The sequence below is a fragment of the Pseudoalteromonas aliena genome (genome assembly GCF_038155085.1).
In the GTDB taxonomy this organism is placed as follows: Bacteria; Pseudomonadota; Gammaproteobacteria; order Enterobacterales; family Alteromonadaceae; genus Pseudoalteromonas; species Pseudoalteromonas aliena_A.
The window spans coordinates 130548-148099 of record NZ_JBAKAU010000007.1; the positions used below are offsets into that span (position 1 = coordinate 130548).

General features: G+C 41.4%; 15 protein-coding genes and 2 pseudogenes. 10 read left to right on the forward strand and 7 right to left on the reverse strand.

The window, feature by feature from the left end; all coding sequences use genetic code 11:
• Entirely contained in the window at nt 1-1230 is a 1230-nt protein-coding gene (locus V6260_RS09110) for an alanine--glyoxylate aminotransferase family protein (protein ID WP_341593774.1), read from the forward strand.
• 13 nt (nt 1231-1243) lie between these two features.
• A complete protein-coding gene (locus V6260_RS09115; RefSeq protein WP_341593775.1) occupies nt 1244-2527 on the forward strand; it encodes an allantoate amidohydrolase in 1284 nt (427 codons plus the stop codon).
• 152 nt (nt 2528-2679) lie between these two features.
• Here the strand turns inward: V6260_RS09115 and V6260_RS09120 are convergent, their stop codons facing one another.
• Nucleotides 2680-4218 (reverse strand): glucan biosynthesis protein, encoded by a 1539-nt coding sequence (locus V6260_RS09120; RefSeq protein WP_341593776.1) that lies wholly within the window; start codon nt 4216-4218, stop codon nt 2680-2682.
• A 649-nt stretch (nt 4219-4867) separates the two neighbouring features.
• Between V6260_RS09120 and V6260_RS09125 the strand changes: the two are divergent.
• Nucleotides 4868-5135, forward strand: a pseudogene (locus V6260_RS09125) (transposase); the annotation flags it as partial.
• A gap of 68 nt (nt 5136-5203) precedes the next feature.
• Here V6260_RS09125 and V6260_RS09130 read toward each other — a convergent pair.
• From V6260_RS09130 to V6260_RS09150, 5 genes and pseudogenes are all read right to left on the reverse strand, one after another.
• Complete coding sequence (locus V6260_RS09130; RefSeq protein ID WP_341593777.1) at nt 5204-5572, reverse strand: hypothetical protein; 369 nt, start codon at nt 5570-5572, stop codon at nt 5204-5206.
• A 746-nt stretch (nt 5573-6318) separates the two neighbouring features.
• Nucleotides 6319-6528 carry a hypothetical protein gene (locus tag V6260_RS09135; RefSeq protein ID WP_341593778.1) on the reverse strand — a complete coding sequence of 70 codons (210 nt, stop codon included), beginning with the start codon at nt 6526-6528 and terminating at the stop codon, nt 6319-6321.
• Between the two features lie 70 nt (nt 6529-6598).
• Nucleotides 6599-7033 (reverse strand): annotated as a pseudogene (locus V6260_RS09140) (hypothetical protein).
• Nucleotides 7034-7245: 212 nt separating this feature from the next.
• Nucleotides 7246-7497 carry a Rho-binding antiterminator gene (locus tag V6260_RS09145; protein WP_341593779.1) on the reverse strand — a complete coding sequence of 84 codons (252 nt, stop codon included), beginning with the start codon at nt 7495-7497 and terminating at the stop codon, nt 7246-7248.
• A gap of 17 nt (nt 7498-7514) precedes the next feature.
• Nucleotides 7515-8354, reverse strand: a complete 840-nt coding sequence (locus V6260_RS09150; protein ID WP_341593780.1) for a DUF417 family protein — start codon at nt 8352-8354, stop codon at nt 7515-7517.
• A 286-nt stretch (nt 8355-8640) separates the two neighbouring features.
• Here V6260_RS09150 and V6260_RS09155 point away from each other — a divergent pair, with 286 nt between their 5' ends.
• Together V6260_RS09155 and V6260_RS09160 are read left to right on the forward strand one after the other, a co-directional pair.
• A complete protein-coding gene (locus tag V6260_RS09155; protein WP_341593781.1) occupies nt 8641-10107 on the forward strand; it encodes a DASS family sodium-coupled anion symporter in 1467 nt (488 codons plus the stop codon).
• A gap of 97 nt (nt 10108-10204) precedes the next feature.
• Complete coding sequence (locus V6260_RS09160; RefSeq protein ID WP_341593782.1) at nt 10205-10639, forward strand: GNAT family N-acetyltransferase; 435 nt, start codon at nt 10205-10207, stop codon at nt 10637-10639.
• Between the two features lie 2 nt (nt 10640-10641).
• Here V6260_RS09160 and V6260_RS09165 read toward each other — a convergent pair whose 3' ends face one another.
• Nucleotides 10642-11277 (reverse strand): trimeric intracellular cation channel family protein, encoded by a 636-nt coding sequence (locus V6260_RS09165; protein ID WP_341593783.1) that lies wholly within the window; start codon nt 11275-11277, stop codon nt 10642-10644.
• Between the two features lie 711 nt (nt 11278-11988).
• On the opposite strand from V6260_RS09165, the gene xdhA reads away from it, so the two are divergent.
• The 5 genes from xdhA to uraH are packed head-to-tail and all read left to right on the forward strand — an operon-like array spanning nt 11989 to nt 17550.
• Nucleotides 11989-13497: a xanthine dehydrogenase small subunit gene (xdhA, locus tag V6260_RS09170; protein ID WP_341593784.1), complete on the forward strand. Its 1509-nt coding sequence runs from the start codon at nt 11989-11991 to the stop codon at nt 13495-13497.
• Nucleotides 13484-15823 (forward strand): xanthine dehydrogenase molybdopterin binding subunit, encoded by a 2340-nt coding sequence (gene xdhB, locus V6260_RS09175; protein WP_341593785.1) that lies wholly within the window; start codon nt 13484-13486, stop codon nt 15821-15823. Before xdhA ends, xdhB begins: the two co-directional genes overlap by 14 nt.
• Nucleotides 15816-16706 carry a xanthine dehydrogenase accessory protein XdhC gene (xdhC, locus tag V6260_RS09180; protein WP_341593786.1) on the forward strand — a complete coding sequence of 297 codons (891 nt, stop codon included), beginning with the start codon at nt 15816-15818 and terminating at the stop codon, nt 16704-16706. Before xdhB ends, xdhC begins: the two co-directional genes overlap by 8 nt.
• The gene (uraD, locus tag V6260_RS09185; RefSeq protein ID WP_341593787.1) at nt 16703-17203 is read left to right on the forward strand and encodes a 2-oxo-4-hydroxy-4-carboxy-5-ureidoimidazoline decarboxylase; all 501 of its coding nucleotides are present in this window, start codon (nt 16703-16705) and stop codon (nt 17201-17203) included. The genes xdhC and uraD overlap by 4 nt, the downstream gene beginning before the upstream one ends.
• Nucleotides 17200-17550 carry a hydroxyisourate hydrolase gene (uraH, locus tag V6260_RS09190; RefSeq protein WP_341593788.1) on the forward strand — a complete coding sequence of 117 codons (351 nt, stop codon included), beginning with the start codon at nt 17200-17202 and terminating at the stop codon, nt 17548-17550. The genes uraD and uraH overlap by 4 nt, the downstream gene beginning before the upstream one ends.
• The last annotated feature ends 2 nt before the right edge of the window (nt 17551-17552 follow it).

Below are 17552 nucleotides of genomic sequence, written 5' to 3' on the forward strand. Positions count from 1 at the left end.
ATGTTCAACGAAACACAAATACAAACATTAAATCCACCACAGCGCTTACTTATGGGCCCCGGTCCTATCAATGCTGATCCTCGAGTGTTACGTGCAATGTCTGCGCAGCTAATTGGCCAATACGACCCAGTAATGACCGGCTTTATGAATGAGACCATGGCGCGCTATCGCGAAATTTTTAAAACTAAAAACGAATGGACCATGTTAGTTGATGGTACATCACGCGCTGGCATAGAAGCCGTTTTATGCTCTATTTTACGCCCAGGCGATAAAGTACTTGTGCCAATTATGGGGCGCTTTGGCCACTTACTCGCTGAAATAGCCGAGCGCGTTGGCGCTAAAGTGCACACCATAGAAGTACCATGGGGCGAAGTATTTACTCCCGAACAAATAGAAAAAGCCATTGTTGATGTAAAACCCCATGTACTTGCCATGGTACAAGGCGATACTTCAACAACCATGAACCAACCTCTTGAATACATTGGTGATATTTGCCAAAAGCACGATGTATTATTTTACTGCGATGCCACCGCATCCATTGTAGGCAACGATTTACCTGCCGATGAGTGGAAACTCGATGCGCTTTCGGTGGGTTTGCAAAAGTGTTTAGGCGGTCCGTCTGGCTCTGCGCCATTAACACTGAGCGACAAATGCGCCGATTGGATACAAAAACGTAAAAAAGTAGAAGCGGGTATTCGTACCGCTGAGCATACAGATGGTAGTGAGCCATTTGTACGCTCTAACTACTTTGATTTAGGCATGATCATGAATTACTGGGGGGAGGAGCGCCTTAATCACCACACCGAAGCCACCAGCATGCTTTACTGCGCCTCAGAATGTGCCCGCATTGTTATTGAAGAAGGCGTAGATAACTGCGTAGCCCGTCATAAATTACATGGCGATGCCATGCTAACGGGTATTCAAGCGCTGGGCTTAAACGTATTTGGCGATTTAAACAATAAAATGAACAACGTGCTGGGTGTGTATATTCCCGAGGGTATTAATGCCGATCACGTACGCGCTCAAATGCTAACCGACTTTGGTATTGAAATTGGCACTTCGTTTGGGCCACTGCATGGCAAAATTTGGCGTATTGGCACCATGGGTTACAACGCCCGTAAAGATGCCGTACTGCAAACTTTGGCAAGTTTAGATGCCTGCTTGCATGCCAACGGTTACAAAGGCCCTAAAGGCGAAGCCGCTATGGCCGCCCTTGCCCATTATAAATAAAAAAGGATTTAGCATGACGATTGTAAGCCACCATCCGGCGCCATTATTAAATAATGAGCTAGCTAACACATTTGCCGCGCGCGCCTTAGTACGCTGTAAAACACTCAGTAGCCTATCGCAAATGCAAGGCGGCATTCACCGCGTGTATTTATCAAAAGAGCACAAAGAGTGTAATAGTGTTACCGCCGCGTGGATGGCTGAGGCCGGCATGCAATCGTGGCAAGACGAAGTTGGTAACGTATGGGGCAGGCTAAAATCATCAAACCCAAACGCTAAACGCTTAATTATAGGCTCACACCTAGACACCGTACCCAATGCCGGCGCATTCGATGGCATTCTAGGTGTATTACTCGGTATTGAAATAGCCGCTCTTGCGCACACGCAAAAGCTTGATTTACCGTTTCACTTAGATGTAGTGGGTTTTTGTGATGAAGAAGGCACTCGCTTTGCCACCACATTAATTGGCTCAAAAGCACTGGCAAACGAATTTGACCCACAGTGGTTAAATATAGAAGATACAAATGGCATAACCATGCGCCAAGCCATGCTGGACTTTGGTTTAAACCCTGCAAACTACGCAAAGGCCGCACTTAACAAAAACGAGTTACTTGGTTACTGGGAAACCCACATAGAGCAAGGCCCTGTGCTTGAGTCGGTAAATCAAGCATTAGGAGTAGTAACAGCTATAGCAGGTGCTAAACGCGCGATGATCACCCTAACAGGTCAAAGCGGCCACGCAGGCACAACCCCTATGAATTTACGTCAGGATTCGTTAGCAGGCTGCGCCGAACTGACTCTTGCGATAGAGCAACTAGCAAAAAGTGCGAGTAATGGCGAAGTAGCCACCGTTGGGCAAATTCAAGCACGCCCAGGCGCTACAAACGTTATTGCCGGTAAAACCACCATTAGCCTTGATGCACGCGCTCAAAACGATGACGACCTAGCCATATTACTTAATGCAATACACACACGCGCAGATCAAATTGCAACATCGCGTAATTTAACGCTTGATTGGCAATGGACACACGCCGCCGATGCCGTAGCGTGCGATGCTCAAATTCAGCATTTATTTACTAGCGCATGCAAACTTAACAACCAAGCCTCACCTTCGCTTGCCTCAGGCGCTGGGCACGATGCCATGGCCATAGCTCCTATTTGCCCCGTTGGCATGTTGTTTATACGCAGCCCTGGCGGTATAAGCCATCACCCAGCAGAAGCGGTTATAGAAAGCGATGTAACAAAGGCACTCAGTGTAATGTACAGCGCGCTTATGCTTTATGTGAAAGAGTGTGAGTGATTGCAAAAAGAAATTTTCAACAATTAAGTCTAAAACAGCCACTTTAACTCCCCCTTATTCGCAACGTTCGATTAAGCAGACATTATGGTGGCTATAATTGACAGAAAATAAAAATATAGCCACCCGTTTTACTTTAATGCTTATTTAAAGTCTTATTTAATAGTTACCTTTGCATCACTTACCCACGTTTCGGTTATAGCTTCACCATTTTTATCCACTAAATACGCACGAATGTGCACCGGGTTATTGTTAGATTGCTTGTAGTCAAACGCTAATCGCCATTGGTTGGTACCCACTATAGGGTAAGCGCCAATTGGCTCTAGTATTTCGCCGTTACTGGCTTCAACTATAGGTTTTATACCACTTTTGTTATCTAAGCCTTTAAATACTGGACCTCCAAAATCAATCACCATCTTGTTAACGCCTTCAGGAATAGGCTGGCCGGGAATACCGCCTAAACCTTGGCGAGTATTTACAACGCTTGCAAGGTTTTTTGATTTTGGATCGAGTGGACGCCATTCAATATCATAAGAAAAGGTAAACTCATCACCTTTGCGCGCCTCTTTTTCGGGCACCCAATAGGCAACAATATTGTCGAACGTTTCATCTTTTGTAGGAATTTCGATTAACTGAACAGCCCCTTTGCCCCAATTTCCTTTAGGTTTTATCCATGCAGATGAGCGTTTATTATAAAAAACGCCATCGTCTTGGTAGTTATCAAAATCACGATCTCTTTGAATTAAGCCAAACCCTTGTGGGTTTTCATCAAAAAAGCTATTAGTCGATACAGATTGAGGGTTATTTAGTGGGCGCCAAATGTATTGTCCCGACCCGGTGTGAATTGCGAGTCCGTCACTGTCGTGAATTTCTGGACGCCAATCTTTCGCAACTGTTTTATCCTTTTGTGAGTACCAATACATGCTGGTTAAAGGCGCGACACCTAAGCGTTCAACATCGGCGCGCATATACAAATTAGCCGTTACAGAAGTAATATGCCCTTTGGCTTCTTTGTTATCTTTAGCTAAACCAAACCGATAGGCACCTGTAATAGACGGGCCATCAAGCAATGCCCAAACAGATAAACTTTCACCTTTTTTTTCTGCAGGACCAATCCAAAATGCAGAAAAGCGCGGGAACTCTTCTGGTTGATTCATACCCGTATTAATCGCAATACCTCGGGCTGACAGTCCATATTGCCCCTCAGGCCCATCAGTACGAAAATAAGATGCGCCTAAAAAAGATATCCAATCAGGCTTCATATCCGGTCGCATTATTCTAAAGCCTGCAAATCCAAACCCTTTAGGCAAGTCGTGTGCTGGGCTGTCAGCCGGCATATCAAACAGTTCATTACTAAATGGTACATCTTGTGCTTGCTTTTTATCGTCTCTGATGTAGATTTTTACTGGCTCAGGGAAATATCGGCCAGGATAAAATAATTGTACAGGCGCCTTTTTTCCACTTGGATATAAAGTTTCATCTTCTTTAAAGCGTATTTTCCAGTGTTCGTCATACGTAATTTTATCGATTAGCTCCGGCGCTGGCACCTTAGTTTCTGTATAGGGCTTTTCAGCTGAGGCTTTTGCCAGCGCTTTTAAGTCTTCGAATGAAAACTCAGTTTTATCTACTGGTTGTGTCGCGTAAGACGACATCGAAGTACTAAAAATAATTGCGATAAATAACTTTAATTTCATAAAAAGAATGTCCAATAAATTGAGTCAAATAAAAATGGGAACGCTGCACGAACGTATGTTTAACTTAAAGTTCTGTATGGATATTACGTGAGGTAATATGAACTAGCGTTTACTAAAGTATTGTTATTTGACTACAGGACCTCCCATAATTAATTTGTTTTAGGGTATTGGTTTTAAGAGAAATTGCGTGCGTTTAATGATATCACTTAAGTGAAAATAAACGGAGACTACCCCGTTTATTGGACGAAGCCGTCAAGAGGTATGGATTGTAGTGATACAGTGATTTTGGCCACCCATCAAGAAAGAAATGTTATGCTAATAAGCATACAAATTTGGGTGAAGAAATGACGAAATTAAAACGCGCAACGTATTCTGCGGCAATTAAATTAGAAACAGCTCAACTAGGGTCTGTTGATCTTTGCGGATTAAAATTTGTTCAAACTAGGGGCTATTTAATCGCGGCGCGAGGTTTGTAACCTAGTGGGCTAAGTAAAAACCGAGCAACAAAGAGTAAATAGCCCCTAGAAAGAACCCTTTGGGCTGCGCCTGTTTGGCATTAATGCTACGTTATCGCCCATTTATGGGGAATAACCACACTACATAGGCTCTGCCTTGCCTAAATACCAAACAGACTGCTGTAAATTTAACCTTGAAAGATCAACAGCCCCTAGTAGTCGACCAAGCTTACACGCAAGAAGATGCAGCCAGGCTATGGGTGTTGGTAAATCAACAGTAAGTAAATGGGTTACTCAATTAAAGCAAGAACGAAATAGCCAGACACCCACAGCGTCACCTATGACGCCCGAGCAGATTGAAATTCGTGAACTTAAAAAGCAAATCCAACGCATCGAATTAGAAAAGGATACCGCTCTCTTTATGTCCGACTCCCTGAACAATTCTCGTTAATTGAGAAATTAAATCAACTTTCGTATGTGTTTATGCCCCCAACAATAAAGATGGCTGTCTAGCTTATTCTCTGTTTTCATTACCTTCGCCTGAACGTAAATAAATTGTCTTTTACGCGAATGTACTCAGGCATATAACCTGATGAAGTAAAAGAACTAATATTGCTATTACCAAGTCGAGGAGACCATAAAAACCCACTTTCTTGACCAAACCTACTGTGAAGAGTAATAAAAACCTCACCATTTTTAACTTCAATTTTTTTTGGGTTTAATTCCAGTAAGAGATTAGGGATATTATCTTTGTCGAGAACACGCTCTTCAGATTTATTCGGTATCTGGGTTATCGACTCTTCAATTTTAGCAATATCCAACTCCGTAACCTGTGGGTGTTTAACACATGCAGTTAATAAAAAAGCAAATATTAAAGTAACATATTTTTTCATATTCATAACCTCTCCTTAGTTCTAGAAAATATAACGAGGCTGTAAAATAACTCCTATAGCCAAATTCAATTAAATAATGAGTGTTTCTGTAATTAACTCTAAGCGTTTTTAGAGCATTAGTAATACATCTGGACCCCATAAAACAGGCTGTTTTTCTTAAAAAAGTAATTCTACAATTTCAACGAGCCTATAGATTAACTCGTTTTTATTTATTTTTATGCATAAACAAACCATAGCTGAGTTCCTATTTTAGTTCAATCGATTACTGTACTTTTACGCAGTATATAAAGAAATATTTAATACTGTTTTAATTGTCGCTTTGGAAGGGACTTCGGGTGTTTGAGTGGCTTTATTTTAGGTTAAAAGGACTTCCCCTTCTCAAAGCATCGTGTCTTGTAACTTTTCTATTTTATGAATAAGGCAATACAGTTGCGGCAGCGTAAAATAAAGGTATTCACTTTTGTTTGACCTCGTAGGTTAATTTATTTATCCCTTTATTCATAATAACATTCTGCTTTTTATTTAAAGGAAAGCAGACTCAATGAAGCCGAGTTGTTTACCATTTCTTAATAAAAATTGTTCTCGCCTATCGGACTATCTATTTTTATTTTCATCCAGTCAGTATAGCTCAGCTTTTTGCGTGATTCATTTTTATGACTTTAATCTAACTCACTGCTATCATTAGCGATCCACGTAAAAGTTAGAATGAGTGCCACCCTAACGTACTAATCTTAGCTTACTATTTAACGGCCCTAGCTTTTGTTTTTAGACTTAAACAAACCCTTACCAGTTAATAACGACAAATAAACACCCACTACAATTACCATTAACATTGAGCCAATAAAAAACTCCCTCTGAATTACTAAAGTAACGGGAATTACAGAGGCTATAAATAACAAAGAAGTGGATGGGATATTTATCTTAGAAATATAACTCGCAGTTTTAATTCTAAATAGTTTCATTATTAAACTCCTTTTTTTTAGTTTTCAGCACAAAATAAGCAACGCACTGGTGGTCGGTTTGAGCCGTTTGTTAAGCATGTTTTGCACTAAGTCGTGACCAACTCTGATAGGTACCCAATAAATATAGTATACCAATACCGAAACAAATTGTTAAACTAACAACCCAAAATGTCACGCTATTTTCAGGGAACATGGGCATTAAAAAAACGAAGGAAACGCCGCGTAAAATATAAATACATGAAATGAGCACCAGTGCTATACGGCTCAAGGGTAGTTTAGGCAATACTCTGGCTCCGGAAAACCCATATAGAGACCAAATAGACAGAATCAATACAATTATAGAGGTCACTATCGTTGGATATATGTCACCGCCTTCAGCCATCAACGCCATTTACTCGCCAGCGCCAAAGAATCGATACCAATCGCCCCCGAAGATAATACAACCTAAATGTGCCAATGCGGCAAACGCACTAAAAATCGCACTGAACAATAAAGGTTTATTAATTTTCGAATTTAACACGATACTTCCCGTATATGCCTAACGAGCCTATAAATTAACTCGTTTTTTATTTATTTTTATTGATAAATAAATCATAGCTGAGTTCCTATTTTGGTTCAATCGATTACTGTGCTTTTACGCAGCATATAATGAAGTGTTTGGTGTTGTTTTAATTGGCGTTTTTGAGGGGTTACTGGAAAGTTAGAATGGGTGTCATCCTAACTTTTTCCAAATTTCACGTGGTCAAAGTATGGTTTTTTCTCACGCGCTTTAAGTATACTAATTGTAGTGAGCACAATGAGTTGCAACTCGCTATTTACGCTAACAACTATGCATTCGTCTCTATTAGCATTTCGTTTTGTGTCAGTTGCTACGCCACATACACCATCGCCATTTTTTAATATAAGCTCAATACTTAAACGGTGCATACAGGCAATTTCGATATAGTCGTATTGGTTGCAACTGATCATAATGTCCTCTTTATATGTTATTTAGTCGGTTTAAAAAACATTAAAAAAGCAATAACAACAAGGTTGGCTATATACCACAAATCTTTAATTACAAATTGCCCTAAACGATCCAATAAAGTGGAAGAACTAAATGCACCGGTTGCGGTAATTAAAAATGTTTGGGTCATCATAAATACACTTAAACACGCTAAGCCACTTATAATAATTAGCTTTTTATTATTTAAAAATAACCCTAAGCCCAATAACACGGCAAATAATACATCAAACCCGCCAATTACGTTAGACGCGCCTTGTACGCTAAATACCGTGTATAACCACGACATAAACGGTGAGGTTTCTACTAAACTTACAATGCCTTTTGCTTCAAACTCATAAAACTTCATGCCGCCAATCCACAATAAAACCATGGCAACCGGTATAAAGTTTAAAAGTACGTGTTGTTTGTCGGTAAGTTTGTCTTTATAAAATAAAAACAAATACAAAGGCACTACAGCAAAGTATTTAATTATGCCCTGCCCACTACCAATGATTGGAAAGCCGCCAAGTTGAGCCATCCAACGGTTACTGGCAAACAAGGTAAGTAATGCTACTAAACTTATAATTGCTGCAAGTAAAAGTGCTGGCGTAGGTTTCATTAGCTTAAGGTGAGCGAGCACGGTGGCAAACGCTAAAGCAACCATAAATGAGCCACTAATCAAACCTAATGCAGATACAGACATTAGCGAATCAACGCCATAAAAACTAAACGTAGCCGTTAACGTATTAGGGTTTGCTCCTAACGCAAACGATAAGCCAAGTAACAAAAAGCTACTCGCTAATAAAAAAGTAATCACGTTGTTGGTTAATTTTAAGTTCATTGTATTTCCAAGTATTCGTTAAGACTTACAAAGACCTTGCTAGTCGATAAAACAATTCAAGCTAACTCTTAAAAATATAAGAGTTGATTAAGCACAACGTAAGCTCTCATCGGGTAATGTAATCAATCACTTTAGTTTATGATTTATTACCTCTTTATTAATAAAATTAAATAAGTCTAATATTCATATGATGTGCGTCATTTTTTTTATTATAAAATGAAGTAGAATAACGTCGCCTTTTCAATACACAGAATGCATGCATTTCTAAAACTTAGGGACATTTTTAATGAAGGGTACTGATATTCGAGTTACCTCTGGACTGATTTCTATAGCCATTGTTTTACTACTTTGGTTTGCTGTACCGCCCCCGCAAGGTGTTACCGAAAACGCATGGCATTTGCTCGCTTTATTTATTGGTACTGTAGTTGCCATTATTGGTAAAGCAATGCCTATCGGCGCCATTGCTATTTTAGCTATTACTTCTGTTGCATTAACGGGAGTGACTAATAGCAGTCCTTCGGGCGCTGTTAAAGATGCATTGAGTGGCTTTTCTAACTCGCTGATTTGGTTAATTGGTATTGCTATTATAATTTCTCGTGGATTGGCTAAAACCGGTTTAGGTAACCGTATTGGCTATAATTTTATTTCGTTATTTGGCAAAAAAACAATAGGGATTGGGTATGCATTGGCTCTTTCTGAGTTGGTTATTGCCCCTGTAACACCAAGTAATACTGCTCGAGGTGGTGCTATTATCCACCCAATTATGAAGTCTATTGCAACAAGCTTTGGGTCATCACCAGAGCAAGGCACATCTCGTAAAATAGGCCACTACCTCGCACTTGTGAGTTACCACATAAACCCTATTACCTCTGCTATGTTTATTACGGCAACTGCGCCAAACCCACTAATTGTAAAACTGATTGCAGACGCCACAGGCGCTAACATTAGTATTACATGGGGTACGTGGGCGCTTGCTGCACTTTTACCTGGTTTGCTATGTATTGCACTGGTGCCTTTGGTTGTATATGCCATTTACCCTCCTGAGGTTAAAAGTACGCCTGATGCAAAAACCTACGCAGAATCTAAGCTGTCTGAAATGGGACCTATGAGTTACGGCGAAAAAGTAATGGTGGGTGTGTTTGCCATGCTACTTACTTTATGGGCCGGTGTTCCCGCTATGATTTTAGGTGCTGATTATGCAGTTAACACAACCGCAGTGGCCTTTTTAGGGCTCTCGGTTTTATTAATTACCGGAGTATTAAGTTGGGACGATGTGCTTAAAGAAAAGTCTGCTTGGGATACGGTAGTGTGGTTTTCAGCGCTGGTAATGATGGCAACATTTTTAAATAAATTAGGTTTAGTTACATGGTTTTCAAGCCTAGTTGAGAGCAATATTGCGCAGCTCGGTTTCGATTGGATTATATCGGCCATAATACTGGTTGCAGTGTATTTTTACGCTCATTACTTTTTTGCCAGTACGACTGCACACATCACAGCTATGTTTGCTGCTTTTTACGCTGCAGGTATAGCACTTGGCGCACCTCCCCTGTTTCTTGGTTTGCTATTAGCGGGCGCTTCATCTTTGATGATGTCGTTAACCCATTATGCTACCGGTACTTCCCCCATAGTATTTGGATCAGGTTATGTTTCTTTAAAAAATTGGTGGGTAATGGGGCTTATTATGAGCATTATTAATTTAAGTGTGTGGGGTATTATTGGCGGTCTTTGGTGGAAGGCACTTGGGTATTGGTAGTATTGCCTTTGTTAGCTTGGCTTACACATTTAATACTGCGCACTTATTTTGGTTCGTTCTACAAATATAAACATTAAGGCTGTTGCAAGGGAGCACTATGGTTTTTAAATTCATAAAGGCAGCATATTCAGACCGAGACTACTTATTAAACATCAGAAAACTGACTATGGTTGAACACTTAGAAAATGCCGGGTTATTTTTAACAGATCAACAGCATGTTTTAAGGCTTGATGATCAATATGACTGCTCCCATCTTATAGTTATAAATGAGGTACCAATTGGTACTTTAAAATACAAAACACACGCCCAACACGTTGAAATAATGCAATTGCAAATACATCCATTACACCAAAATAAAGGGCATGGGAAAGCGGTTATTGAACAAGTTATTACAAGTGCGCAGTCAAAACCTATTAAACTCACAGTACTTAAAAACAACCCAGCATTAGGGCTTTACAAGCGGCTGGGTTTTACTATAACGGGTGAGGATAATTACGAGTACCGCATGCAAATGCGGGCTATTCGTAGCTAAAATTAGTCGCTTTGATCTCTGAAGTCTTTTTTTCTGAAAATAGTTAAATGCCAACCCCAATGCAAAGAGCCTAATCTTAAAAAGATAGTCGTGAAAAATGAGCCTAAAATACACCAAATGTAATCTACATTAAGGCTAAATAAAGCAGCATAAACTGCGCCACCCGCTAAACACGCAGAGGCGTATGGTTCGCTGCGCATAACAGTTGGCACCTCACGGCAAATTACGTCACGTATTAAACCACCAAAAATCCCCGTAGTTACTCCCATGGTAATTGCGACCACCATGCCAGAGCCATTAATGAGTGCTTTTTCTATCCCCATAATATTAAATAGCGCCATACCCACAGCGTCTACCAACAAAAAGTAGTAATTATTAACGCGCGGTAAATATCGAATAAATGCAATTGTTGCTATAACGGCCCCATAGGTTGAATATAAATACTGTGGGGTAGCAATCCAAAATACCGGTTTGTTTAAAAGTATATCTCTGAGGGTACCGCCCCCTAATGCTGTAACAGTTGCAACCACTACGACGCCAAAGCCACTAATGTTTTTTTCATACCCAAGCAATGCCCCTGCAACAGCAAAAAATGCAACACCGAGTAACCCTAGTACCATAAAGTATTCAGCAGTCATGGTAATTCCTTTTTAAAGTTTATTAGGAGTTGTATCAACTTACGTGCCAAAAAACATCCCTCAAAGGTTGAATTAACTTTAAAAAATACATTTAAAAACAACTGTGTAATTTACACTGAATGCAGTTTGAGGTTAGGTTTTATGAAAGGTAATATTTGAGAAGGTAATTATTTTAAAAGTAGGTATTTTTTACACGTTGTTTATAAGTAGGCCCATAAATTAAGATAGCGCTATTTATCCACTAAAAATAAGTAAGATAACCTACAAAAATTGGCTCAAAGATTATTAAGGTAATACTTATCCAACTTGCAGAATGACATAAAAAGTAACGCTGACATCCACCCTAATTTTTCGTTGCTAATTGGTATTATACAACCATTTAAAAACATGTCCTCTTGGTCAGGTTTAACCACGCTATTAAAGTATTTTTATTGATGTGCTTTTACCAGATCTATTTTCCCCTTTAGATTTAAATATTAAGAACATTAACTTCACTGTGCTTTATTTTTTAAGGCTACGTCGTTATTACCTACGCCTTGATAATTCAGCTGTCCAAAACCACTTGCTGACCAAGCGGTCAACAATGGCATGGTAACTGCAATACACTAACCAAAGATGAAAAGTATTTTTCTTACCCGTGCGCAAACAAAAAGAAAAAACATACGCCAAGCCTGTACACATCATGGCTTTATAAAAAATAAGGGGGTCTGTGTGATTCAGTTTTTATTAAATGACACGCCAATAGAAGTAGAAGAATGCTCGCCAAGTCTCACCATTTTGGACTGGCTACGCACCAAAAAAGGGAAAGTAGGCACCAAAGAAGGGTGTGCTACAGGCGATTGCGGCGCGTGCACAATTTTAGTCGGCGAAGAAAAAACAAATTCAAACGGTAACGCTGTTTGGCACTACCAAACCATGAACAGCTGCTTGCTTTTATTAGGCAATGCACACGCAAAGCATATAGTAACCGTAGAGGCTGTAACTGCTGGGCTTTACCCAACTCTTGAAGACTTACACCCAGTGCAGCGCGCGTTAGTAGAGTGCCATGGTTCGCAATGCGGTTTTTGTACCCCAGGTATAATAATGAGCATGTTGGCGCTTTATATTAATAACCCGAGTTACCCAGGTAAAAAAGCCGCTATTCATGCTTTAGGTGGCAACTTGTGCCGTTGTACTGGCTACAGCCCTATTTTACTCGCGGTAGAAAAAGCCTACAGCTATGAGCGCAAAAATGAGCCTTACTCAGCCCTAGCGGCTCAGTTTAAAGCCTCACTTAATACGCAATATGATGACGATGTTCCATTTTTAAAAAATGGTCCTCGCAAATTCTACTTGCCACAAAATGCTAAGCAGCTTGTTGAACTAAAAGCACTATATCCCCATGCACACTTGGTTGCTGGTGGCACCGACTTTGCCATTGAGCTTAGCCAAAATATGCTATTGCCCGATGTAATAATATCCCTCAGCCAAGCTAAAGAGCTGTGCACAATAAGCGATAACAACGGCGAGCTACATATTGGTGCGGCACTCCCTTACAGCCAGTTTGTAGATGCTTTTTACGATTACTACCCAGAGTCTAAGGAGCTGTTTGAACGCCTTGGCTCTAACCAAGTACGTAACAGTGGCACCTTAGGTGGCAGCATAGGAAATGCCTCTCCTATTGGCGATCCAGCCCCATTATTAATTGCACTTAATGCCACTCTAGATTTATTAAGCGCAGCAGGCACTCGCACTATAAACGTGGCCGACTACTTTGTTGATTACAAAAAAACAGTAATTAAACGCGATGAAGTAATTAGCAAAATCACAGTGCCAAAGCGCCCAGACTCGTTAAAGCTTGCGTGTCATAAAATTTCAAAACGCTTTGAAGATGATATATCTACTGTGTGTTTAGTACTGGCTATTGAGCAAACACAAGGCGTAATTAGCAATGCCCGCTGCGCCATGGGCGGTATGGCTGCAATACCCAAACGCGCCGCGCACATAGAGCAAAAACTCAAAACTCAGCCATTAGAAGTAAGCACTTTTGTAGATGCCGCTAATGCTATAAATGATGACTTTGCCCCTATGAGTGATGTACGCAGCAGCGCGCATTACCGCACTACGGTAAGCAAAAACTTGCTACAGCGTATTGGTATTGAGTTTTGCGGTGCACAGCCAAGCAGCAATAAAAATCATAACAACATTGCCATTACGAGGATCTCACATGCGTCACTTTGAAATGGATAAACTAAAAGCCCAAGGCGGAAGCGTTGGCCAATCTAAATACCACGAAAGTGCAATAAAACAAGTATGTGGCAATGCAAACTACGCCGACGATAACCCAGAGCCTCATGGCTGCTTACACGCCTACCCTGTACTTGCACCAATTACCAGCGGCTTTATTAAATCAATTGATACAAGTAAAGCACTTGAAGTTGCAGGTGTTAAACGTATTTTAACGGCCGAAGATGTACCGGGTAAATTAGATATTGGCCCGGTATTTCCTGGTGATGTATTACTCACTAGTCATGAAATTCAATACCACGGGCAACCGGTACTGGTAGTTGTTGCCGACAGCTATGAAATTGCGCGCCGCGCTGCTCGCTTAGTGGTTATAGAGTGCGAGCAAACCACTCCCATACTTGATATTAAAGAAGCAATAAAAAAAGAACATTGGGTAAGGCCGCCACATTCACTCAACCGTGGTAATAGCGAGCAAGCCATCAACAATGCAGCCCACCAGCTTAAAGGTGAAATACACATAGGCGGGCAAGAACATTTTTACCTTGAGGGACAAATAGCTCTCGCTCAGCCCGATAACGACGGCGGGATTCATGTGCAATGTTCTACGCAGCACCCAACAGAGGTGCAGCACTTAGTTGCCAAAATTTTAAAAAAGCCATTTAATTTTGTAAACGTAGAAACCCGCCGCATGGGCGGAGCCTTTGGTGGTAAAGAAACCCAAGGCGCACCGTGGGCTTGCCTTGCAGCGCTTGCGGTTTATTACCTTGGCAGTGCAGTGAAAATGCGCCTAGCCCGCAGCGACGACTTTAAACTTACCGGTAAACGCCACCCATTTTATAACCAATACCATGTAGGGTTTGACGAAAATGGCCTAATTGAAGGCGCTGATGTAACCGTAAATGGATTTTGTGGTTATTCGCCTGATTTATCTGATGCCATTGTAGACCGCGCAATGTTTCATGCAGATAACGCTTATTACTACCCAGCTGCCACCATTAAAGGGAATCGCTGTAAAGTTAATACCGTAAGTCACACCGCGTTTAGGGGATTTGGTGGCCCGCAAGGCATGATCATGGGCGAGCTAATAATGGACGACATAGCCGCTAAGTTAGGTAAAGATCCGCTTGAGATCCGAAAACTTAATTTATACAAAAAAGGCCGCGACACCACCCCGTATCATCAAACAGTAGAGCAGCATATTTTAAAAGATATGATAAGCCAGCTTGAGGAGTCGGGTGATTACTGGGCACGAAAAGAGGCGATTAAAGCCTTTAATGCATCATCCCCTATTATAAAAAAAGGCCTTGCGATGACGCCGGTTAAATACGGTATATCGTTTACGGTACAGCACTTAAACCAAGCAGGTGCGTTAGTGCATGTTTATAGTGATGGTTCAATTCATTTAAACCATGGCGGCACCGAAATGGGCCAAGGCTTAAACACTAAAATAGCGCAAATTGTAGCCCATGGCTTTGGCGTTGATTTTGACGCAGTAAGCATAAGCGCGACCCGTACCGACAAAGTACCAAACACCTCGCCAACAGCGGCTTCAAGCGGTACCGACTTAAACGGTATGGCGGCGCTAAATGCAGTAAACACAATAAAAGAGCGCTTAATTGATTTTATTACCGAGCACTTTGAAGTAGACAGCCAAAATATTGTATTTAAAAATAATCTCATTACCTTTAGTAAAGGCGAAATTAGCTTTAGCGAACTTGCAAACCTTGCCTACATGAATCGTATATCGCTTTCATCAACGGGTTATTACGCCACGCCTAAAATTCATTACGATAGAGCCAAAGGCGAAGGCCGCCCATTTTTTTACTACGCACACGGCGTAGCGCTCAGTGAAGTAGAAATCGATACGCTGACAGGTGAAAACACCGTAACCCGCGTGGATATACTGCACGATGTGGGCAGTTCAATTAACCCAGCACTTGATATTGGGCAAATTGAAGGTGCCTTTGTGCAAGGTATGGGCTGGCTTACCACCGAAGACTTACAATGGAATGATAAAGGCCAGCTTGCAAGCTTTGGCCCCGCTAATTATAAAATTCCGGCTATTGGCGATACCCCTGCCGAATTTAACGTCAATTTATATAACTCGGCCAATCCAGAAACCACCGTATTTAGATCAAAAGCGGTTGGCGAGCCGCCGTTTATGCTGGCCTTTAGTGTATGGAGTGCTATTCGTAATGCCATAAGCAGTGTGGCCGATTACAAATACACCGCCCCACTTGATACGCCTGCTACTCCTGAGCGTGTATTAAATGCAATTGAGCAAACCGCTAGCTGGTTTAAGGAGCATCAACATGGCTAATTTAAATGAGTCGTTTCAGGGTTTTCATACTCAAAATTGGGCGCAAGCTATAAACGAGCACGAACAAAACGGCACTAACTATGTTATTGCCACTGTGCTGGGAACTAATGGCTCAACGCCACGGGGCACAGGCTCTAAAATGGTAATAAGTGGCGAACATATTTACGACACCCTTGGCGGTGGTCACCTTGAATACGTAGTAATAGAAAAAGCCCGCGAGCTACTTGCCAAAGGTGAGGCCGCGCAAGTGATAGAGCAATTTAACCTAGGCGCAAATTTAGGCCAGTGCTGCGGCGGGGCTGCCACCGTGATGCTTGAGTGCATGCAATGCGAGCGCTTTACGCTTGATATTTATGGCGCAGGCCATGTAGCACAAGCGCTTATTGGTATATTGGCACAGCTGCCTATGCGTATACGTTGGATAGATAGCCGCGCCGATGTATTCCCACAGAACATTCCTAATAACGTAGTAAAAGTGGTTGATGAAGAGCCAACAGAGCAAGTTAAACGCGCGCCCAAAGCTAATAATTACTTAATACTCACCCATAACCACCAGCTCGACTTTGCACTTACACAAGCCATTATTAAACGTGCTGATGCCAATTGGCTTGGCGTTATTGGCTCAGATACCAAAGCAAAACGCTTTAAGCAGCGCTTAGCTCATCGCGATTTTACCACCGAGCAAATAAAGCAAATGGTCTGCCCTGTCGGGCTTGAAAATGTAATGGGCAAGCTCCCTATGGAAGTGGCAATATCAATTAGTGGGCAGTTAATTGGCCTTTATCAGGCTATGCAAACCCATGCGCCTAAACGCCAAGGTGTGCAATGGCGAGCACTTAAAAATGCCCTAATTAACACCACGCAAGAGGAAGTAAATGCATGAGTAGCTTAAAAATTAATAACCTAAATGAAGCGCAAGCGCATCAGGCATTAGAGCATTGCTGCGCCGCCCCTAAATGGGTAAGCGGTATGCTAAATACCATGCCATTTGAAAATAAAGAGCATCTATTTCAGAGCGCTCAAAGCGTATGGGATAGCCTAGGTGAGAGCGATTATTTAGCCGCTTTTGAAGGCCACCCGCAAATTGGCGATTTATCAACATTAAGTAAAAAGTACGCCGCTACAGCGCAAAAAGCGGGGCACGAACAATCAGGAATGAGCAAAGCAAACGAGCAAACCCTAAAAAAAATGATTGCGCTAAATAAAGAATACCTCAGTAAATTTGGCTTTATATTTATTGTGTGTGCCAGCGGTAAAAGTGCTGAGCAAATGCTTGAACTTATTGAGCAGCGTATACACAACGCCCGAAGCACAGAGCTTAATATAGCTGCAGGCGAACAAGCCAAAATAACAAAAATAAGATTGGAGTCCCTGATATGAATAAAAGTATGAACAAAAGCCCTATTACTACCCATATACTCGATACCAGCACAGGCAAACCGGCTGAAAATGTAGCTGTACAATTGTTTGTATACACTAATAACAAGTGGGAATTAATTGCCCAAGGTAAAACAAATAGCGACGGGCGTATTACCGACTGGCTAAATACAGACGTAGAATTTGCCACCTATAAGCTAGTATTTGATTTAGATAGTTACTATGAAAACCAGCCTGCCCCAGCGTTTTACCCAGAAGCGCAAATAACCTTTAGATTGCAAGACAAAAAGCATCACCACATTCCGTTATTACTTAGCCCATTTGGCTACTCAACGTACAGAGGCAGCTAACA